Here is a 20,346-nt window from a genome sequence, read left to right as displayed (position 1 = left end):
GCTTCCGACTTAGTATGTGATGGAAGAAAGTGATAGTCGACGCTTTCGTTTTTTTCACCCGTGGTGGTCGCAATACTCTAAGGCTCCTCTGTCATTTTGGGAGCAGTTTGGCGTCTGATACCATTAAACTAACTGTCACCATTTATAGTAATCTCAGTTTTTGATGTATTCAGAAATAAAACTATCCACAATGTCGAGAACTTGCGGTGTCCAAAACGGAGCATTGCCATGGTCCGCCCCTTTGAGCTGATAGAACTCAACTTCTTTTTCCGCCCTCTTTAAAGCCTCAAAAAACAGCACACTCTGACCGAATGGGACTAGCCGATCCTTGCTACCGTGGAATATTAGAAATGGCGGAATTTCCTTATGCTTGTCGACATAATTTATCGGATTTGTTTTACTGGCGAGCTCCGTATGTTCGTACACTGCGCGCCCACCAATTAGTCGCCCTTCTGGTGAGTTGGATGTTTGATGGTCACAAGTGGAAGGTTCAGTGTGCATCTGAGTGATATCAGTCGGGCCATAATAGTTAATAACGGCTTTGATTTGTATTGGCAGCTCTGATGGGCACTCATCATCAAGCATTGATTCGGTCATCGTTAATCCGACCATTGAAGCCGTGTGTCCCCCCGAGGAGTCACCCCAGATGATTATTTTGTCAGTGTCGATATTGTATTGTTCGGCATGGCTGACCAGATATCGATATGCGGTTTTAGCATCTTTTATTTGTGCTGGAAACGGATCGATAGTCGTAGGCCGATATTCGACAATAGCGACGATATATCCACGCTCACTAAACTTACCGAGCTGCACTATTTTAGACTCTAGGTTCTGCTGTAACCAAGCTGAGCCTTGTACATACAAAATCAAAGGAAGCTTCTTAATCGATTCTTCCGTGAATTCTGGTGTAATCATATTTAGATGCAGTGCCATTTCAGATTTTTCAGCGTACTTAACTTTTTCCACTTTGCTGTACGGCAATGAGTAGTCAGCTTTAATCACCTTCATTCCATCGGCAGTCAACGTGCTCTCTGGAAATTCATCGAAAGTCATTTCCTTCGGAGCTATGTAGTTGTGCGCTCTCGTCTTTCTCATACGTCGTGAATACTCTATTTTTGAAACCGTTTCTGAGATGAAAGTGATTTTAATCTTCCTTGTGTATAGAAGTCTCGATAAGGATCAAATCTTAATAGGAATTTCCTATCAAATAGATAGGAAAGGACGAATTTTCAAAAACAAGTGGCTGTTGCAAACTATCTACATCGGCGCAGGACAGTGCCAAAACAAACATTTTGAGAGAGTAAAAATTATGATTAACACCACTATCAAGCCATTTTCAGCAACAGCATTCAAACAGGGCGATTTTGTAGAAATCACAGAGCAAGACGTGAAAGGCAAATGGGCCGTATTTTTCTTCTACCCAGCTGATTTCACATTCGTTTGCCCAACAGAGCTTGGCGATCTTGCAGACCACTATGCAGAGCTTCAAGAGCGCGGTGTTGAGGTTTACTCAGTATCAACAGACACGCATTTCACTCACAAAGCGTGGCACGACAGCTCAGACACTATCGGCAAAATCAACTACTACATGGTTGGCGACCAAACAGGCACTATCACTAACAACTTCGGTGTAATGCGTGAAGGTCAAGGTCTAGCAGACCGCGCGACGTTCCTTGTTGACCCAGAAGGCGTTATCCAAGCAATGGAAATCACAGCAGAAGGCATCGGCCGTGACGCAGAAGACCTAATGCGTAAAGTGAAAGCAGCACAATACGTAGCGGCTAACCCTGGTGAAGTTTGCCCAGCGAAATGGAAAGAAGGTGAAGAGACACTAGCACCATCTCTAGACCTAGTAGGCAAAATCTAAACGCTCGTAGAGTTTAACCAAACGCAGCAATAAACGACATTCGTGTCCGTGTTGCACGCCCCGTAGTCACTTTTCTGGCTTCTACCATTGGCTTGTAAAAGTGGGGGCGTGCACCCTTTAAATACATTATTAATTCAACATCAAAAGGGTCCCCTTTTCGTTATCCCTTTTTAAATTCCTTCTGATGTTAAGCAGTCTTATAGAATAGGTATCAGTATGTTAGATCAAGCAATGAAGCAGCAATTAAAAGCGTATCTAGAAAACGTTAAAACCCAAGTTCAATTGGTTCTAAGCCTTGATGACAGTGATACGGCAAGCAAGATCGAATCTCTTGCTAATGACATCGCATCACTTAGCAGCAAAATTGACGTCGTTCGCGACGATGCTGCAAGCCCGCGCAAGCCAGTAATGCGCGTTGTAAACCCAGAAAAGGGCACCTCAATCGGTTTTGCCGGTCTGCCAATGGGTCACGAATTTACGTCACTTGTGCTAGCGCTACTGCACACAGGTGGTCACCCTATTAAGCTAGAAGCTGAAACTATCCAGCAAATCGCAGAGCTGAACTCACCATTGGACGTTGAGATCTTTATCTCTCTATCATGCCAAAACTGTCCAGAAGTGGTTCAAGCCTTCAACATGATGGCAGCCATTAACCCGCTGGTTAACGTCACGATGATCGACGGTGCTGCATTCCAAGATGAAGTGAAACAGCGCGATATCATGGCGGTACCAAGCGTGTTCATTAACGGTGAACTATTTGGTCAAGGCCGTATGTCACTGAATGAAATCCTAAACAAAGTCGACACAGGTGCAGCAGAGAAAAAAGCCAATCAGCTAAATGAAACTGCGCCGTTTGATGTACTGGTTGTCGGTGGTGGTCCTGCTGGCTCTTCAGCGGCTATCTATGCAGCGCGTAAAGGTATTCGCACTGGTGTGGTTGCCGATCGCTTTGGTGGTCAGGTGATGGATACTATGGCAATCGAGAACTTTATTTCAGTGAAAGCGACCACAGGTCCTAAGCTGGTGGCAAGTTTAGAAGAGCACGTTAAAGAGTACGGCGTTGAAGTCATCACAGAGCAGCGTGCTGCAAACATCATCGATGCAGAAGATACTGAAGATGGTTACACCCACGTGGTACTAGAAAGTGGCGCAGTGCTAAAAGCTCGCTCTGTCATCACAAGTACGGGTGCACGCTGGCGTGAAATGAACGTCCCAGGTGAGCAAGAGTATCGTAACAAAGGCGTGGCTTACTGCCCACACTGTGATGGCCCACTATTCAAAGGCAAGCGTACAGCGGTTATCGGCGGCGGTAACTCAGGTATCGAAGCGGCGATTGACCTAGCAGGTATTGTTGAGCACGTTACGGTTCTAGAATTTGCGGACGTACTTCGCGCAGACCAAGTGCTTATCGACAAAGCGAACAGCATGCCAAACATCGATATCATCACGATGGCTCAAACGACAGAAGTTCTTGGTGACGGTACTCGCGTGACAGGTCTTGAGTACAAAGATCGCAACACAGATGAAATCAAGCAAATCGAGCTTGCGGGTATCTTTGTTCAAATCGGTCTAGTGCCAAACAGTGAATGGCTAAAAGGTACAAAAGTTGAGCTTTCGCCACGCGGTGAGATTGAAGTTGATGCTCATGGCGCAACCAGCATGAAAGGCGTGTTTGCCGCGGGCGATGTGACGACTGTGCCTTACAAGCAAATCATCATCGCAATGGGCGAAGGTGCAAAAGCGAGCTTGGGAGCCTTTGATTTCTTGATTCGTAATCCAGCTCCAGTGAAAGTCGCCGTAGAAGCTTAATCTGAACCGAGTAAAAAGCGCTACCTTTGAGGTGGCGCTTTTTTGTGTTTCGAAAGCACTGCGATTAAACGTTATTTACAGTAACTCACTGCTTTTCCATTGCTATCTTTGCTACTGTATGGAAAACGCAGACTTATAACGAGACAGACAATGAAAAATATCCTTCTTACAGGTGCCACGAGCGGCATCGGCTATGAGCTCACTAAACAACTGTGCGAGAAAGGCTTCTCGGTCGTCGCCAGCGGCCGCAATAAAGAGAAGCTTTCGGCACTAAAACAAGAAACAGGCTGCGAGGTAGTGGCGGCAGACTTGAGCGATGCAGAACAAACCGTAAGCCTGTTCAACAAAGCCATTGAGTTGGTAGGCACCATTGATGTGCTGATCAACAATGCAGGTATGATTTCTCGCAAATGCCCGATTGAAGAGTTCACGCTAGAAGAATTCGAAGAGCAATATGCCATTAACCTTCGTGCGCCCGCACTTCTGAGCCGTGAAGCACTTAAAGTGATGAAGCCGAACAAGTCGGGACAAATCATCAATGTAGTGAGCACTGCGGCTAAGCGTGCCAACGAAACCATGAGTATCTACTCGGCGATGAAACAAGGTTTGGCAGGATTTAGTGCTATTTTGATGAAAGAAGCGCAGCCGCATGGCATCAAAGTGACCTCGCTATTCCCTGGTGGCACTGACACCAACTTTCGTGAAGCAGAGCGACCAGAATATATGCACCCAGCCAGTGTTGCTAAAGCGGTGATTCAGGTCTTAGAGTTACCTGCGGATGTTGTCATGCATGAGATGACGTTCAGACCTATGGTTGAGATTGAGTAACGACATCGTAAGATAAACGAAGGCACTGCAATTTGAGCAGTGCCTTTTTCTTTTGGAGTGGGGAAAAGCGTTATTCGTTAGTTCGCCGTGTGTTCTATCTCTATTTGAGAGAAGCTTGCCTCAAATCGTTGTCCGGCATTGTCACTATCTGGCTTGAATTGAGGGTAGAGACCCGCCTTGAAGTAGTAGGCGATCTCTGGCTCTGCCCAGTCCGTGCTCATGGTAATCGTGTCACCATCTTTGGTATCGGAGTACGCAACGCCCCAGCCAAGAAAACGCTCAACTTTATCTTCGCCGTTCTCTTTTTGCGTCATCAAAGTGATGCCGTTGTCATCGACGGTAATCTGATACTGCCACTCTTCATTGGCAGCGTAGGTACCCATTTCGACACTGAAAGGCCAATCGTCACAGCCATCTTCGTTGTCCGAGCACTTTTTATTGTCCGTGAAGAAGTCTTGGTTAAGTATCACACGTGTGGGTTTCGATTCCCCTTCCCACAGTAGCTTAACTAGAGCTTGGCTGATTTCCCAGCCGTGCACCTGACCGACGACGACTTTAGGATCTTGTCCTGAGATCTGAGGATAGTCATCGATTCTCAGAGTCGAAGTGAGCGTGTGGACATCCGTCCCCGTCGCTGAGTCATTGATTTTCCAGCTGGTGGCATCAGAGCTCGTGCTACATGTGTCTAGCGCTTGCGCATTAAAGAGCTCTCTAAACTCTGAGCGAATATAGCTGCTGTTAGACGTCGATGTGCCGTAGCCCATGTCTGTGGCGAAGTGAACACGGTTATCAACGACTTTGAAAAACGAAATGTCGCCTGAGTCATAGTGATAAAGGATGTCGGAGTCATTGTTGAAAACAAACTCTTCTGACTCTGGAGAGCTATAGCAATGATACGGCTTGAACTCAGCGGCAGAGCTACTACTTTCACTGGAGTCCCACTCAGATTTGCTGACAGGGATGGTGATTTTCCATTGGTCGATATCCCAGTTAATGCCTTGTTCAAAGCTCTCTTGCTGAACCTCGAGCTTAGAAAATCTCACCTCAGACCAAGTAATGATACCGTCGCCATCATCGTATTGGTTGTAGACGCCCGCTTTAAAGTAGCTGAGTAGATCAGCCCAATAGCTAATATCGTGATATAGTTTTTGTACGCCGTCTACTTCGATAACTAGGCGCTCTTCTTGGATGGTGATGTCCATATCGGTCATCACATCAAGATTTGCTTCACCAAGGTCGATACGCTGATAGGCGTTGTTGCAATCGCTTGAACCAGCATGCTCACTGCTGCTACTGCAATCGAGAGCATTGACCTTTAGCACTGCCCAATAGTGTCCCATCTCGCCGTTTCGCTCTAATTCGTAGGTAACGCGCAATAATGGGTGTGGAATGTAGCCAGTGCCATCTGAGCTCGTTCCTTTGTTATGAACTTGCAGAAAGGTCACTTCATCGCCATCAACACTCTGTTCGAGAACATTTTTGATATCAATAGGTTGGAAACTGGTGCTCAACGTTCGTGATACGCCAGTTTCGCTAGTATCAAAGTTTTCATTAACTCGAAGCTCTGAGCGATTGCTATTACCGCTCATTTTAAAAATCAGGTCTTTAGTATTTTCATCGGCATAGAAATACTCATCATAGTAACCGACCATGAGATCATCGTTATCGGCTACATCAGACTTGTTACCGTCGTCTTTTGATGGGTCTGAGCGCTGAAGTTTCGACGCGGTTAGCACGGCGTCGTACTTAGAGTACAAAGATGGCGCAACCGGTTTTACTACCGGGTCAACAGGATCTACAGGGTCAGTAGGATCGACCGGTTCACTTGGGTCGGTGGGTTCTTCAGGTTCCGCTGGGTCGGTGATTCCTGGGTTTGAAGGTGTGGCAGAGGTATCAGATTCTCCGCCACAGCCAGCGAGAAACGCTGGCGTTAGAAGTAAACAACTAATGAGTGCAGTCTTTTTCATAATATAATCATACTTATTATCATTTGCTGATTATACTATTTGTAATACAAATATTTGGAATGATCTGTAGATGAAATTGTGACTTAATCTACGTTTTGCTTAATCTTCATAGCAACAGGTTGCTTACGTCGACCCAACGATCGTTTTTTCTAATTAAATCAATGATCAACTGATATCGACATCCATCTTCAAAGGACTGATAGGGCTCAACTTTTAGTCCGGAAATATCACTCACAAACAGTTTGGCGAGATGTGTCCAGCTTCTTTGGGTATCACACTCGATATCTGGCAGTGATTGTGAAATATCGGTTGGTAGCGGTATCTCTTGCCACTCGCCGTTTTTGAATAGATATAACGGACCGTCCCCATAGTGCCCCTTGATATAGATGGAGCCTGCGTTGCCATGGAAAACGATATGGTCATCGTGAAACCTTGGTGTTAATCCACCATGTTTAAATAATACTGAGACTGGTTGGGATGCCAAAGGGCTGCCTATCTGAGCCATGACTGTATATGACCATTCTACATCACATGCTTTCCATTCTAACTCAGGGTCGTTGATGTCTTTAGGGATAAAGTTTCGACGTTCCGTGAAATTGTGGACCCCTTCAACCACTGGCGCTGTCGGCATATCGTTACGTACTTCACCACAAATGGATAAGATTTCCTCTCCGAGAACCGATGTGACAATAGATAGTAGGTGAGTGAAGTTGTTATTCAAGCGGCCACCTCCGGCTTCACTACGATGAGACCACCCGAATGGAATGTGACGGTCGAGGTTAAAGTGCGAAATACACTCGACCTCCGTTGGCTCACCAATAGCACCGTCCGCGATCAGTCTTTTCGCATGGAGGATTTCAGGCATATAGCGAAAGCTAGACGCAAAGGCGGTTTTTACACCTTTTTGTTTTGCTAGCTGATAAACCTCGATGGCTGTTTCGCCACTCTCAGTTAAAGGCTTGTCGCAAAAAACATGGCAGCCAAATGCAATTGCTTCTTTTATTGCAGAAACATGAGCGCCACCCGGCGTAGCAATAGAGACAATGTCAGGCTTGCAAAGCTCTAACGCCAGAGACCAGTTTGTGCCCGAGTAGGGGATCGATAGCTTTTGAGCGACGTCATCCACAACGCTCTCAGTACGCCCTACAATGCCTACGACCTCTGCTCCCGCATCACGAAACGCCGTAGTATGCCCCTGTCCTGCAAATCCAGTTCCATATATCAGTACCTTTTTCATGTATTACTCCCAAAACTTTATTAAGTCAGTATCAGGAGACCACGGTGTGATCTCCAGCTTCCGCAATTCCCTTACCAGTGCCAAAGTGTGCCATCTTCCAAGCGACTAACAGGAAGATATGAGCGCTTGTACTCATACTTCTCGGCTTCTTGCTCATCAAATTCCACCCCAAGTCCCGGTGCGTCACTGACTAGAATCATGCCGTTTTCCAGCTTCATGTCATGCTTGAAGATGGATTGACACGTTTCATTTCCAAACCCTACAAACTCTTGAATACCAAAGTTGTGTGTCGAGATATTGAGATGCATATGAGCAGCAAAACAGATAGGAGAAAGATCTGGGGCACCGTGAGGTGCAGTTCTCACGTTGTACACTGCAGCAAAGTCAGCTATTTTCTTCATTCCCGTGATTCCACCCGCGTGAGTAGCTGCAGTGCGGATATAGTCAATCCATTGATTTTGGATAAGATCTTTGCAATCCCATACGGTGTTGTAGGTCTCTCCGAGTGCGAGAGGCGTGGTAGTGTGATGACGGATAAGTTTGTAGTTTTCTTGGTTCTCGGCGATGGAAGCGTCTTCCAAGAACAGCAGGTTATAGGGTTCTAACATCTGCCCTAGCTTGGCTGATTCAATAGGGGTAAGCCGGCTGTGTGTATCATGTAAGAATTCAGCTTGGTCACCAAAGCGTGCTTTTGCTTGTTCAAATAATTCAGGGACCAATTTGAAGTACTTGCTGGTTGACCACTCTTGCTCTGGTGGTAGGGGGCGATTACCTTGGAGCTCGAAATAGTCCTTTTTGTCGCCCAATACTCCATAGGTCTCTTTAAGACCTGGTATGGCACATTGCAGACGCACGGCTTTAAAGCCTTGCTCAATACATTGCTCAGCCTTGTCGAGTGTATCTTCGATAGTTTCACCATTGGCATGAGCGTAGAGTTTAACGCCAGTACGGCACTTACCACCAAGAAGTTGGTATACAGGTAGGCCCGCGACCTTACCTTTGATGTCCCAAAGAGCCATATCTATCGCCGCAATAGCAGCCATAGTGATAGGGCCTCTGCGCCAGTACACTCCCATGTAAAGGTATTGCCAGATATCTTCAATGCAATGAGCATCGCGACCGATCAAACAAGGTTTCACGTGTTCTTCGAGGTAAGTTGCTACGGCCATCTCACGGCCGTTGACTGTCGCATCACCTAAACCATATACACCTTCATCCGTCTCTACCTTGACTGTGACAAAGTTTCTACCCGGGTTGGTTACAAATATTTTGATGTCTTCAATTTTCATCTCATTCTCTCTTAGTCATTTTTCCAAACCGGTTTAGTAAATCGATTTGGTAAATCGGTTTACTTGATATCATCAGGATCCACGAATAGAATGTCAACGATCTGATTTTGATGTAGTTAACGTTTTTATAAGAAGCCTGTATGAAGAAAGTTCGAATTGTCGATGTAGCCACCCATGCTGGGGTGTCGAAGAGCACCGTATCCCAGTACCTCAATGGACGATTTGGCCATATGTCCGCCGATACAAAACTGAGGATCGAGCAGGCGATCAAAGACTTGAACTATGTACCAAACCCAATTGCGAGAAGCTTAAAAGTAGAGAAGACCAAAACAATAGGTGTCGTGGTTCGAGATATCACGGGCTACAACACCAGTCGTGTTATGCGCGGTATCGATGATTACTGTAAAGAACAAGGATATAACGTTCTGATTTACAACAGTGATTTTGATGCTGAAGCCGAGAAACGGGCACTGCAATCTCTAAAGCAGATGTGCGTCGACGGCATCATTATTACCTCATCGGGGCAAAACTCAGAACTTATCAATCAGTACTCATCTACGGGTACGCCCATCGTCCAGTTCCAGTTGGAGTACAAGGACAGTCCGGGGCATATCGTACTCTCTGACTATCAAGAGGCGGCCTTTCAGGCAACCGAGTATTTGATTCAACTTGGTCACCGACGTATTGGTTTTTTAACTCAGGATTTTTCTAGTAGCTTATCGAGACAGGCGAGATATCAAGGGTATGTGGATGCACTTAGTAAACACAACATCACTCCTGCACAAAGCTGGGTTCAATATTGGGATCGGGAAACAGGCTTCCAGCAAGATCCAACACTTACCCTGAATGCCGATGAAGCGCCAACTGCAGTCTTCACTCAGCACTTAGCCATTACAACGGATCTACTTCACGCACTCAACAAAGCAGATATCGACATTCCTGGTCAACTATCGGTAATAGGTTTTGATGAGATCCCTATGGTGGATCTGTTTAAAGTGCCAGTTTCAGTTGTTAAGCAAGACGCTTATCAGATTGGGTGGGAGACAGCAAAACTAGCGATAGAGGCGGTGTCAGAACACCATGATAAGCCGCATAAAGTGGTTGTACCTTGTACATTGGTAAGACGCAGCTCCTGTTCGGTTCCGATGATTTCATAAGAAATAGCAGGGGCCTTTTAGTGCCCTCGCGTTGAGTTATTCGTTTGACGTATGTTCAATCATCACCGCCGAAATGACCTAACTATTATTGCTAGCAAAGAACCTTTGTCGGAACTCGCTGATTTTCTGTTGATAGAGCGTCTGCCATTGAGCGTCGGTGAGCCCTGCATAATCAGTTTTTCTTTGCCGCGAGAGCTGACTTTCAAGCTGATTGAGTTCGATGTGGTAGTCTCGGATTCTATTTTGCTGTGTCGTCACTTGCCGCTCCCTGTTTCGAATATCCTCTCTCTGCTGCGGCGACAAATAGGTACGTTCAAGTTCAGCAATAAAGGCGCTTTTTTCATTTTCACTCATACTGTCTGGTAATGAACTCACCGCTTTTTCGAACTTCGCTACATCGGTGTTCAAGCCTAAATCATGTTCTTGGGATGCTTCTAAAAGCGCCTCAAACGCCTCACGATATTGCGTTGGACTTTCTAGTGTCAGGTCTTGCTGTTTTAGTTGGAAATCATAAGCCGCAAATTCATCGCTCAGCAAAACCTCTGCCCATTCTCCCCATACAAGTTTAGCTTGGTGTTTAAATTGAGCGATACGTGATGCTAGTGACTGATTGCTTTCAAAGACCACAGTGCCAAGCCTTTGCTGCCACAGTCGACTGAGCTCAGGATAGTTTTTGGTAAGCTCAAAGTAATGTGGGGTCATGATTTGCCTTAGAGCGATGAGGCTGTCCTCGCAGTTACTCTGAGACAAACAGGTGCGCCAGAAGGACTCGAGTGACTCAATGAGCATTTTACCTTTTGTAGATTCAAGCTGATGAGCGTAGTGTTCAAGGCTGGTAGTTAGCCGATCTTGTTTTCTAGTCTTTGGTAATGTAGGTCTGCCAGCAGAGACTTTACTCGTTGAATCAGTAATCAGAACGGCGTTGTTTGTGTCTTCTTCTGCTCTTTTGGGGGGCGTGTCTTGGGTGAGAGGCGGGTTAATACTGTTAACATACAGCATCACTGTGCCCGTCAAAATGACGGACACAGTTAATAAGACCAGGCGCTTCATGGCTTAATCGCCGCCGCAACTGGGAAATGATCTGACAGGTTGTAATGCTTCCACAAGCTATCGTCGGTTGAGCGTAGCCAGAATACATTGGCTCGATGGCGCTCAAGTTGGCAATCATCTGCTGGTAATCATCTGGGAATTTTCGCTTGTTAACATTGAAGTCTCCGCTGTAAACCACGGTCTCGTGAGCGGGAATATTTAATGAATGCGCGAGTGCCTTCATTTGTTGAAACTGCTTTTGCCTAAATGCACGCGCTGTATCCGTGTCAAACGAAGCGGTGTGTGTAGCAAAGATATGGTATGCCTCGCCACCTTTAATGACCTCAGCATAATTGACTCCTTTGTCTGCGAAGCAGTCAGTGCCAGAGCAGTCAGGAAACACATATTGTGCCTCGTTAACGATAGGGTAGCGGCTGACAATAATGACGCCACCGTCGTAGATGTTGATGCCTTCTTTATCTAGCATCTTAGTTTGGTAGGGGTACTCTTTTGCCAACTCTCGCAGAAAGGCATCTCGGCCGCTAGCAAATACTTCTTGGAGTGCAAGCACATCATGGCCCTTGACGTAGTTGGGCAGCAGTTCGTAGCGATCGCCTATGTGTGAAGCGATAGCTGGAAGCGCCCAAATGTTGTACGTCATCAGCTTTAGGTTTTTATCGTTGCTGTCGATGGTTTCATCAACTTTTTTTGGGGTGATGGTGTAGTAAAAATCGTCGTAACGAGCCGTCTTGACTGACTTAAACGCTAGCTCCGTACCGCTACCAAAGGCGTTGGTAGCTTTTCTGTGTATATCGCGATCATCTTTGAGTTCTAGATCGACATCTGCTGAAGAGACACCATATTCGATGGTGGAATTGTACCAATGTCCCTTCATCACTTGACTGAGAGTGATGCTCTCACCCGTTGGATTAGAAACCACAGTCTCAAACTGATAGGTGTGATTAGATTTTACTCCTTCCCAGCGATTGAAACTAAGCACTGCCTTGGTCTCCCAAGGACCTAGTGTTTGCACATGTTGTTGCCATTCTTCACCGTAATTGAGCTCTGCGGTTCCTTGGTGTTGTACTTGAATAGTCAGTGGCTGAGCGGAGTTATTCGTAAGGTAGACATCGGTATCTGCGACGCTTGGTAGCGTGAGTAAGCTACCAAACAAGAGGATTAACTTGTTGTAATTCATTTTGATATCCGTGGTTTAGAGTGGAGTAATTATTCTTTATTTATCTGTATGACTTGCACGTTAAATCCGTATGACAATAGTTGCTTATTGATTGAATGTGATCATTTCAAATGAGGTTGATATGCAAATGTGGGCACAGTTTCAGATTTTTTAAAATGCACTTTGGCGACCTAAAAATTGCTCTACTACGCTGATTGACTCATCGGAGGTCTGACAAGGAAGATAGTAATGAAACACATATCAATGCTTATTTTGTGTGCGGCAATAGCCCTCAACGCACAAGCAAAACTGTTTGGTCATCAGTCTGGGTATACACAAACCAAATACCCCATAGTCTTGGTTCATGGGCTATTTGGTTTTGATTCCTTAGCGGGATTTGACTACTTCTATGGCATCCCGCAAACGTTGAGTAAGGATGGAGCTAAAGTGTTCGTCGCGCAGATTTCAGCGACCAACAGCTCTGAGGTACGAGGTGAGCAATTACTTACTCAGGTAGAGAGTGTATTGGCGATTACTGGCGCGAAAAAGGTCAATCTTATTGGACATAGTCATGGTGCGCCTACTGCTAGATATGTTGCTTCGGTAGCTCCAGAGATGGTGGCCTCTGTGACCAGTGTCGGTGGTGTTAATAAGGGCTCTAAAGTGGCAGATTTGGTGCGCAGTACCGTCCCTGAAGGCTCTGCCGCGGAAGCAATTGCGGTAAAACTAGCGGGTGGATTGACCACACTGATTGGTTTGCTCTCTGGTGGCTCCGATTTACCGCAAGACGGACTGAGCTCACTTGAAGCGCTCACAACAGAGGGGTCACTGGCGTTTAACGCCCATTATCCAGAGGGTGTACCGACTTCAACCTGTGGTGATGGTGACTGGCAAGCAGACAATGGCGTTTATTATTACTCTTGGACAGGCACCTCGACCTACACCAATGTGCTCGACCCTGCTGACCCGGCAATGCTCATCCTAGGACTGGCCTTTGATGAACCGAATGATGGTCTGGTGGGTCAGTGCAGTACTCACTTAGGTAAGGTGATTGGCGACGATTACAAAATGAATCATCTTGATGAGATCAACGGCCTGCTTGGTATTCACCACTTGTTTGAAACCGACCCAAAAACCTTATACCGACAACACGCCAATCGACTCCAGCTTCAAGGACTCTAGCCATGCGAATGACAACCAAAGTGCTGATGCTCCTGTCCGTTGTCAGTCTCGCTGTTGCGGGCTCTTGGATTTGGACTGAAACCCGCGATAGCTCGGAGCTGCCAATACAGGCGTCCTCTCAACAGGATACTCAAGTCGATGAGGGGTCACTTCGTGACACCTTCGATTACTTTTTGTCTGATACTAGTCAAACTGACGTGAAGACAATCGAGCAAAGGTTTGAACATTACAGCGACAATTCTACTGGAATGGACCCTGTACTGTTTAAGAAATTCATCCAATACAAAGCCGCATTGGTAGATCTGGGTGCAACGGAAGACTTCAATGCTCTGCATCAGCAAATCTTGGCACTTCAAGCGCGCTTTTTTACCGTTGAGGAGCGGCAACGTTTATTTGCAGAAGAAAACCAAATGCGAGAGCTTGCACTTAGGCAAAAAGAGCTAAAACAGATAGCGCAGAGCCCAGAAGAGTACCAGCAGATGTGGCAACAAGAATTAGCGCAACTGTCCCCAGGGCTTCAGCAAAGCTATTACAACGCGAGCTTACTGACTGCGCTCAATGAGACAAACTCTATGGATGCGCAAAGTCAGTTCTTAGTTCGCGAGTCATTAGTTGGTACTGAAGCGAGCCAAAGGTTGGCGGCATTGGATGAAAAACGGGCACAGTTTGAGCAAAGCGTTCAAAGCTATATGTTGGCGCGAGCTGAGATTATCGATAACGAATCGTTGTCGGAATATGGCCGGGAGCAAGCCATCGCGGAACTTAGAGAGCCTTTGTTTGATAGCCGCCAGACCCGTCGAATCGAAGCGCTGGAGCGAATTTACGACCAAAAACGGATATCGGCACCCTGAACATGAGAGCTATTGCGGTATAAAGCGCGCAATGCCGAGAGGCAAGCGCGCTTTTAAACGAGTTAAGGCTTAACCTTTCGCCTTAAAGGTGACTTGGTATTCACCAAAGCCTTCGTACTGAATCGTGGTTGGCTTATCGAATGCCACTTCAACAATGCCACAGTAAGAGCCGGTGATGATCGCTTCGCCAGCTTGGAAGTCAACGCCACGACGTGTCATTGTGTTGATCAGCCAGTAGATTGGCGTTTGTGCAAGTTTGTTTGGATGCTCACCCGCGAAGGTTTGTACATCGTCGCCTTGAGAAACTGCAATATTGATACTTGCTGCATCAAACGCTTTTTCGCGAGGGAGCTCAGGACCGATGAACAGACCTTGGTTGACTAGACAGTCAGCCAGCTTCTCATAGAATTCAGCGCCGCTGTCGTCAGCAAAACGTGACTGCATCAACTCTAGCGCCATGTGGCAAGAGCCAATCGCGTCGTTGATCTGCTCTTCACTGTAGCCTTCAGGGTTAGCCGGTAGGGCTTTGTTCAGTACGAATGCGATCTCTGGCTCAACACGTGCGACGTTGTTGTCAGCAAACAGCTCACACACTTCGCCAGTCTGTACACTACCAGCAAAGATCGGCGCTACGACGAACTTATCATCTGCTAAAGGAAGCAGACACTTCCAACCACCCACTTTGTCACTGTGGATATCAATCATTGAAGATTGGATTTGCAGTGCATCGTCGAGTGTTTTCGGGCGTTGTTTCTCATCAAGACGTGGTGCTTTAGTACCCGCCACACGGCGACTTAGCAGCTCAGAGGCTGCTTGCTTGAAAGTATTTGTCATATTATATCACCTATATAAGTTTGAAATGATGATAGCTGATTTTCACAAAAATAAATAGCTAGAGAGAACGCTGAATGAGACGCCCATCACTCGTCGGTAGCTATTTGGGAAACACCTGACAGCTTTTCTCTGAAGTCCGCACGCTTTGTTCTTATAAACTCAATAAACAACAGAGATTTAAGCGGCAGGTGGCGTTTGTCCGGGTAGACTAGCTGCATGGTTCTGTCTTGCGGAACCCAGGGTTCAAGCAGAATTTCTACGTCCTTGCTTAGTAGCTCATCACGTAGCAGAGAGTACGGTAGATAGCAGATGCCAGCATTGTTTAGCATGAGTGCTTTCGCTACGTTGAAATCATCTGAAACGATATCGGACTGATTGTTGATTTCTACTTCCTCTCCGTTAAAGGTAAACCGCCAAGGAAGAAAGTAACCTTCGACATGATTGCGAATACAAGGTAACTGATAAAGATCGATAGGGTGGGAGGGCTTTCCGTATTTAGCGCAGAATGATTTTGACGCCGCGAGCACGTATTTCACTGGAGAGAGTGTCAGCGCGACAAGGTTTGAGTCATGAAGCGGACCAAGTCGAAACGCAAAGTCGATACTTTGCTTAGTCAGATCCTGAAAGCGGTTCGAGGACGCAAGATTAATTCGAATGGTCGGGTAAAGAGCGCGAAACTCCGCTAGCATTGGCGCGAGCAAATCCTGGCTTAGCGCCTTTGGTGCCGAAATCGTTAAAGTGCCAATGGGCTGATTTGCCATCTCTTCGGCATCGCTATAGAGCTCAGTGACGGTATCGGCAATCAGTTGAGCCTTGGGTAGCACCTGTGTACCGAGTTCTGTTAGTGACAGTGAGCGGGTTGAGCGGTTCAGTAACTTCCCACCAAGGTCGTGTTCGAGCTGCTGAATCTTTCGACTGACCGTCGTCGTGGGGACATTTAATTGTCTTGCAGCCTCAGCAAAGCTTTTCAGTTCCACAACTTTAGCGAACAAAGGCAGCGCAGAAAGTTCTTTCATTTCAGTACGACTCTTATTATCCCAAATAAGGGATAGTAAAGTTCATTTTAACCCTCTAATCAATATTTATGGGCTTAGTTATAGTAAATCCATACCAAGGCAGCGAGCTGCTCAACGGGTAAAACTGACACAAGAACCAAGGGGTTGATGATGGAAATTTTAGTACTAGGCGCAACAGGTAACACGGGCTCAGAAGTGGTTAAACAGCTAAAAGAGGCGGGCGCCGATTTCGGTATCATGGCACGCAGCGCGGACGCCGCAAATAAGCTGGACCTTAACCCCAACCAAGTTCGCGTCAGCAACTACGATGATGTTGAGACAATGACTCAGGCTCTAGAGGGAGTGAAGAAGATCTATGTGGCGATGCCTGCTCACCCTAGCAACCAGCAGTGGATTGAGAACACGGTAGCAGCCGCAAAAGCAGCGGGTGTTGAACTTATTGTTAAGCTATCTGGTATGGGAGCGAAAGCAGATGCTGGCTCTGAGATTATCCGTACCCACGTTTTAACAGATGATATCGTCAAAGCGTCAGGTATTGCTTATACCATTGTTCAGCCAAACTCGTTTTTCCAGAATCTGTATGGCAGCCTGCCAACGATCAATGCAATGGGGCAGTTTTTCTTACCTTTGGCACAAGCGAAGCAGAGTGTTATTGATATTCGCGATGTCGCTGCGGTTATTGTCACTGCATTGACGCAATCTGGGCACGAAAATCAAACCTACCTTATTTCCGGTCCAGAAGCGCTGACCTTTGCTGAACAGGCGGCGATCTTGACTGAAGTTTCTGGCAAGCAGATTGACTATATCGCAGTGCCTCAAGAGGCGGCTGAGTCGGCAATGAAAGAGGCGGGTATGGACAACTGGACAGCTAAGAAACTCGCAGAAATTATGGCTTGGTTTGGAGAGGGACACTACGCATCGGTTACCGATACGGTGGAGCGAGTGACTGGCAACAAGCCAAGAACGTTTAGAGCGTTTGCAGAAGAGTTTGCAGTGGTGGTCGAAAAATAATCAAGAAGGAGAGCCTCGGCTCTCCTTCCTCGTTTAACAGTGATACCTTGTCGATATTAGTTGTTTGTTGCTGTTTTCACGACTTTTTCTTCCACTGAGTCATCGACAGCTTTGACGAGTAGTAAGCCCACACCCAGCACGATGGCACCACACAACACAAAGGTCATTCGTCCCCAAAGTGGGTTTGGCAAGGCAAACATTGCGATAACGCCGATACCTGATACCGCAATCAATGAGCCCAGCATTTTACGCTGTTTGTTATCCAGCTTTTTCTGCTCTGTGGAGTCGCTGACTAGTGGAGTTGCCAAGTTGTTGAAGAACTTATCGACATCTTTTTGACGCTGTTCTTCAAGCGGTTTGTAGAACAATGTAGTCAGACAGAAGAACCCTGCTGTAATTACCATGTGTGCGACCAAGCCTATAGCGACTTTTGCGTCTGCCCACTCACGTTTTGTTAGCTCATTTAGACCAAACCAGGCTTCGATGTGATCAGCGGTAATCATAAAGCCAACAATGTAAGAGACAATGGCACCAACCAATAGCGTGCCCCAGCCAGCCCAGTCAGGCGTTTTCTTAACGAAGAAACCGCAGAATGCAGGGATGGTCATCGGGAAGCTGATTAATGCGCCCACGTACATCATGGTATCGAACAGGCTTAATCCTTTTAGAGAGTTGATGAACAGCGCAATCAAAATGATGACTAAGCCAAATACGGTTGATGTTGCTTTAGAGACAAACATTAGCTCTCTTTCTGTCGCATTAGGGCGCAAGATAGGCTGGTAGAAGTTCATCACAAAGATGCCCGAGTTGCGGTTTAGGCCCGAGTCCATCGAAGACATGGTCGCAGCGAACATGGCCGCGATAAGTAGACCCACCATACCAACAGGCATGTATTTTTCTACGAAGTATAGGTAGGCAAAGTCACCTGCTTTTTTACCTGCATCAGGGTATTGAGCCGCAAGATCAACGCCTTGTCCGGCAATAAACCAAGAAGGCATAAACCAAATAACCGGACCCATGGTCATCAACACACACGCTAGTAGCGCCGCTTTTTTAGCGTTTTTCGAGTCTTTTGCTGCTAGGTAACGGTACGAGTTGAGCATGTTGTTAGTGATACTGAACTGTTTCAGGAAGATACAGAATGCCCAGATACTAAAGATGCCTAGATAGTTTAAGTTGTTACCAGAAACAAACGATGCTCCTTCTTGTACTGGGAAGTTATCGATAATTTCACCAACCCCGCCGCCATGAATCACCGCGACGACAGCACAGGTAATGGTTACAGCCATGATGATAACCATCTGCATGAAGTCAGAAGCGATAACCGCCCAAGATCCGCCACTTACCGACATGACAAGTACAACGAGACCGGTTAAAACAATCGTTGTCGTCATATCAAACCCGAAGATACCCGAAGCAATGATCGCTAGACCATTTAACCAGATACCAGCTGAGATAACGCTGTTCGGCATTGAAGACCATGTGAAAACTTGCTCGTTTTTGGAGCCAAAGCGCATGCGAATCGCATCGATTGGTGTAACAACGCGCAGTTGGCGAAACTTAGGGGCGAAGTACAAGTAGTTCATCAGATAACCAAATGCGTTTGCGACGAAGATGATCGCAACAGCAAAGCCATCTGAATATGCTTTGCCCGCTGCCCCGGTAAATGTCCAAGCACTGAACTGGGTCATGAATGCGGTAGCACCTACCATCCACCAAAGCATGTTACCGCCCCCGCGGAAGTAGTCACTGGTTGTGCAGGTAAATGTGCGGAACATCCAACCGATAGCGATTAGAAAAAGAAAGTAGATGCCGACAATAAAAGTATTGAGTTCCATCTTGGGTAATCTCACGTTCGTTGATATATGTCGACATCATATCTAGAGTTACTTTTAATTGTAGTATTATATTTTAATTGTGTGATGGTATAAAAAAATATAGAAAATTTAATATTGACGATAAGTGAATGGTGAAAATTAAAGTATATGAAAAGTTGGAATTTAATCTTTATAAAACATATGCTTATGATTATTTAATTCAGTGGTTTGATATTGTTTATAAGAGAAATTTGTCGTTATGGAAAGAAAGTTTATACCCAATCAACTTGAAGATGCAGGCTTGAACACCTGAAAATTATCATTGATTCGAGACGTCAGCGAGCCTGCAATCTCTGGAAGAGTCACCGTAAAGAATTGGGTAATGGCTTCCTTGAAATCCCGTTTACTTTTGAAGTAAACGTTATTCCTTGACTTCTCGTTCATAACCTTCCAAAGCCGCTCTATTGGGTTAAGATTCGGGCTGTAAGGTGGGAGATAATGCAGTTCAATATTAAGGACAAATGCCGCATCTCTGACTAAATCACTGCGGTGATATCCAGCTCCATCTAAGATGACATGGAGCTTGTGATTTAGCGGGTAGCTCTCTCTGAGTTTGCAGAAAAATCGAACCATGTTTTCACTGTTAATGCTGTCGTATTCGCTAACAATGGTCGCTCCAATATCTGATAGGTTCAGAGCACCAACAATGTTCAATCGGCTACGATTACCTGTTGTGTCCAGAACTTTACTTTGACCTGTACGTATCCAACCATGGGAGAGTTTGGTTGACAGTGTGGGGTGAACGGCATCGATAAACACTATCGATTCATCCTCGCCACAGCTTGCTTTCAGTGCTTCATAAGCCTCTATGAACGCTTGCTGTTTTTCCTCATCGAACTTATGTGGAACGCCTTTCGGCTGCTTGTAGCTGAAACCATTGTGATGAAGCCATTTGTTCATGCCAGGAACACTATAGTGAATCTGAAACCTTTCAAACACGTACGCAATAATCTCGGACGAATGGTGGTATGTATTTTCAGTTAGATGCTGAACCAACTCTTGGGTTTGCCGAGCCGATAGATAGCTTTGTGAACCGCCATTTTCAGGCTTGAGCTTGTTCGACTCTAGGTAATCTTTGATATGTTGTCGAACAGTGGATTCATGAATAAGAAGTGCGTCTGCAATTTCTTCGGGGCACCAACCATTACTCGCATGAATAACCGCTTTTATACGGTCACGAACTCGTCCGTCACGCGTTGTGCTGTGCTGGATTTT

General features: G+C 46.1%; 16 protein-coding genes and 1 pseudogene. 7 read left to right on the top strand and 10 right to left on the bottom strand.

The genetic code is table 11. The annotated features are described in order from the left end of the window. Positions 1-153: 153 nt before the first annotated feature. Complete coding sequence (locus tag AC6I8U_RS20730) at positions 154-1,095, bottom strand: alpha/beta hydrolase fold domain-containing protein (protein WP_498019556.1); 942 nt, start codon at positions 1,093-1,095, stop codon at positions 154-156. A gap of 214 nt (positions 1,096-1,309) precedes the next feature. Between AC6I8U_RS20730 and ahpC the strand changes: the two genes are divergently transcribed. The 3 genes from ahpC (at position 1,310) to AC6I8U_RS20715 (ending at position 4,504) form a co-directional block, all read left to right on the top strand. Beyond that, positions 1,310-1,867, top strand: a complete 558-nt coding sequence (ahpC, locus tag AC6I8U_RS20725; RefSeq protein ID WP_042500071.1) for an alkyl hydroperoxide reductase subunit C — start codon at positions 1,310-1,312, stop codon at positions 1,865-1,867. 216 nt (positions 1,868-2,083) lie between these two features. Beyond that, positions 2,084-3,676 (top strand): alkyl hydroperoxide reductase subunit F, encoded by a 1,593-nt coding sequence (ahpF, locus tag AC6I8U_RS20720; RefSeq protein ID WP_498019555.1) that lies wholly within the window; start codon positions 2,084-2,086, stop codon positions 3,674-3,676. 150 nt (positions 3,677-3,826) lie between these two features. Further along, on the top strand, positions 3,827-4,504 hold the full coding sequence (locus tag AC6I8U_RS20715; RefSeq protein WP_498019554.1) for an SDR family oxidoreductase: 678 nt from the start codon (positions 3,827-3,829) through the stop codon (positions 4,502-4,504). Between the two features lie 77 nt (positions 4,505-4,581). Here AC6I8U_RS20715 and AC6I8U_RS20710 read toward each other — a convergent pair whose 3' ends face one another. From AC6I8U_RS20710 to manD, 3 genes are all read right to left on the bottom strand, one after another. Next, positions 4,582-6,471, bottom strand: a complete 1,890-nt coding sequence (locus tag AC6I8U_RS20710; protein ID WP_498019553.1) for a polysaccharide lyase family 7 protein — start codon at positions 6,469-6,471, stop codon at positions 4,582-4,584. Between the two features lie 106 nt (positions 6,472-6,577). Beyond that, a complete protein-coding gene (locus AC6I8U_RS20705) occupies positions 6,578-7,708 on the bottom strand; it encodes a Gfo/Idh/MocA family protein (RefSeq protein ID WP_498019552.1) in 1,131 nt (376 codons plus the stop codon). Positions 7,709-7,779: 71 nt separating this feature from the next. Continuing rightward, entirely contained in the window at positions 7,780-8,997 is a 1,218-nt protein-coding gene (gene manD, locus AC6I8U_RS20700) for a D-mannonate dehydratase ManD (protein WP_498019551.1), read from the bottom strand. Positions 8,998-9,137: 140 nt separating this feature from the next. On the opposite strand from manD, the gene AC6I8U_RS20695 reads away from it, so the two are divergent. Further along, positions 9,138-10,154, top strand: coding sequence for a LacI family DNA-binding transcriptional regulator (locus tag AC6I8U_RS20695; RefSeq protein WP_498019550.1), 1,017 nt, complete (start codon positions 9,138-9,140; stop codon positions 10,152-10,154). 78 nt (positions 10,155-10,232) lie between these two features. On the opposite strand, the gene AC6I8U_RS20690 is transcribed toward AC6I8U_RS20695, so the two are convergent. Both AC6I8U_RS20690 and AC6I8U_RS20685 read right to left on the bottom strand, forming a co-directional pair. Further along, on the bottom strand, positions 10,233-11,204 hold the full coding sequence (locus AC6I8U_RS20690) for a chromosome partitioning protein ParA (RefSeq protein WP_498019549.1): 972 nt from the start codon (positions 11,202-11,204) through the stop codon (positions 10,233-10,235). Beyond that, positions 11,201-12,381, bottom strand: a pseudogene (locus AC6I8U_RS20685) (sphingomyelin phosphodiesterase). The gene AC6I8U_RS20690 and the pseudogene AC6I8U_RS20685 overlap by 4 nt, the downstream one beginning before the upstream one ends. Positions 12,382-12,624: 243 nt before the next feature. Here AC6I8U_RS20685 and AC6I8U_RS20680 point away from each other — a divergent pair. Together AC6I8U_RS20680 and AC6I8U_RS20675 are read left to right on the top strand one after the other, a co-directional pair. Beyond that, the gene (locus AC6I8U_RS20680; RefSeq protein WP_498019613.1) at positions 12,625-13,542 is read left to right on the top strand and encodes a lipase family alpha/beta hydrolase; all 918 of its coding nucleotides are present in this window, start codon (positions 12,625-12,627) and stop codon (positions 13,540-13,542) included. 2 nt (positions 13,543-13,544) lie between these two features. Next, on the top strand, positions 13,545-14,393 hold the full coding sequence (locus AC6I8U_RS20675) for a lipase secretion chaperone (protein ID WP_498019548.1): 849 nt from the start codon (positions 13,545-13,547) through the stop codon (positions 14,391-14,393). A gap of 69 nt (positions 14,394-14,462) precedes the next feature. On the opposite strand, the gene AC6I8U_RS20670 is transcribed toward AC6I8U_RS20675, so the two are convergent. Further along, positions 14,463-15,227, bottom strand: a complete 765-nt coding sequence (locus AC6I8U_RS20670; RefSeq protein WP_498019547.1) for a hydratase — start codon at positions 15,225-15,227, stop codon at positions 14,463-14,465. A gap of 86 nt (positions 15,228-15,313) precedes the next feature. Next, the gene (locus AC6I8U_RS20665; protein WP_498019546.1) at positions 15,314-16,243 is read right to left on the bottom strand and encodes a LysR family transcriptional regulator; all 930 of its coding nucleotides are present in this window, start codon (positions 16,241-16,243) and stop codon (positions 15,314-15,316) included. 147 nt (positions 16,244-16,390) lie between these two features. Between AC6I8U_RS20665 and AC6I8U_RS20660 the strand changes: the two genes are divergently transcribed. Continuing rightward, entirely contained in the window at positions 16,391-17,254 is an 864-nt protein-coding gene (locus AC6I8U_RS20660) for an SDR family oxidoreductase (protein WP_498019545.1), read from the top strand. 56 nt (positions 17,255-17,310) lie between these two features. On the opposite strand, the gene AC6I8U_RS20655 is transcribed toward AC6I8U_RS20660, so the two are convergent. Together AC6I8U_RS20655 and AC6I8U_RS20650 are read right to left on the bottom strand one after the other, a co-directional pair. Next, positions 17,311-19,092 (bottom strand): sodium:solute symporter family transporter, encoded by a 1,782-nt coding sequence (locus AC6I8U_RS20655; protein WP_498019544.1) that lies wholly within the window; start codon positions 19,090-19,092, stop codon positions 17,311-17,313. 261 nt (positions 19,093-19,353) lie between these two features. Next, entirely contained in the window at positions 19,354-20,343 is a 990-nt protein-coding gene (locus tag AC6I8U_RS20650) for an IS630 family transposase (RefSeq protein ID WP_498019612.1), read from the bottom strand. Positions 20,344-20,346: the final 3 nt, after the last annotated feature.

This window comes from Vibrio sp. KUL80, assembly GCF_059725495.1.
The sequence above is the reverse complement of the archived record's forward strand: the minus strand, read 5'-3'. Positions and strand labels throughout refer to the sequence as shown.

What these genes read in the sequence shown, in the direction of transcription:
- AC6I8U_RS20705 (WP_498019552.1), bottom strand. Translation starts at nt 7,708, where the DNA reads ATGAAAAAGGTACTGATATATGGAACTGGATTTGCAGGACAGGGGCAT.
- AC6I8U_RS20670 (WP_498019547.1), bottom strand. Translation starts at nt 15,227, where the DNA reads ATGACAAATACTTTCAAGCAAGCAGCCTCTGAGCTGCTAAGTCGCCGT.
- AC6I8U_RS20710 (WP_498019553.1), bottom strand. Translation starts at nt 6,471, where the DNA reads ATGAAAAAGACTGCACTCATTAGTTGTTTACTTCTAACGCCAGCGTTT.
- AC6I8U_RS20660 (WP_498019545.1), top strand. Translation starts at nt 16,391, where the DNA reads ATGATGGAAATTTTAGTACTAGGCGCAACAGGTAACACGGGCTCAGAA.
- AC6I8U_RS20695 (WP_498019550.1), top strand. Translation starts at nt 9,138, where the DNA reads ATGAAGAAAGTTCGAATTGTCGATGTAGCCACCCATGCTGGGGTGTCG.
- AC6I8U_RS20730 (WP_498019556.1), bottom strand. Translation starts at nt 1,095, where the DNA reads ATGAGAAAGACGAGAGCGCACAACTACATAGCTCCGAAGGAAATGACT.
- manD (WP_498019551.1), bottom strand. Translation starts at nt 8,997, where the DNA reads ATGAAAATTGAAGACATCAAAATATTTGTAACCAACCCGGGTAGAAAC.
- AC6I8U_RS20690 (WP_498019549.1), bottom strand. Translation starts at nt 11,204, where the DNA reads ATGAAGCGCCTGGTCTTATTAACTGTGTCCGTCATTTTGACGGGCACA.
- AC6I8U_RS20655 (WP_498019544.1), bottom strand. Translation starts at nt 19,092, where the DNA reads ATGGAACTCAATACTTTTATTGTCGGCATCTACTTTCTTTTTCTAATC.
- AC6I8U_RS20680 (WP_498019613.1), top strand. Translation starts at nt 12,625, where the DNA reads ATGCTTATTTTGTGTGCGGCAATAGCCCTCAACGCACAAGCAAAACTG.
- AC6I8U_RS20715 (WP_498019554.1), top strand. Translation starts at nt 3,827, where the DNA reads ATGAAAAATATCCTTCTTACAGGTGCCACGAGCGGCATCGGCTATGAG.
- AC6I8U_RS20675 (WP_498019548.1), top strand. Translation starts at nt 13,545, where the DNA reads ATGCGAATGACAACCAAAGTGCTGATGCTCCTGTCCGTTGTCAGTCTC.
- ahpC (WP_042500071.1), top strand. Translation starts at nt 1,310, where the DNA reads ATGATTAACACCACTATCAAGCCATTTTCAGCAACAGCATTCAAACAG.
- ahpF (WP_498019555.1), top strand. Translation starts at nt 2,084, where the DNA reads ATGTTAGATCAAGCAATGAAGCAGCAATTAAAAGCGTATCTAGAAAAC.
- AC6I8U_RS20665 (WP_498019546.1), bottom strand. Translation starts at nt 16,243, where the DNA reads ATGAAAGAACTTTCTGCGCTGCCTTTGTTCGCTAAAGTTGTGGAACTG.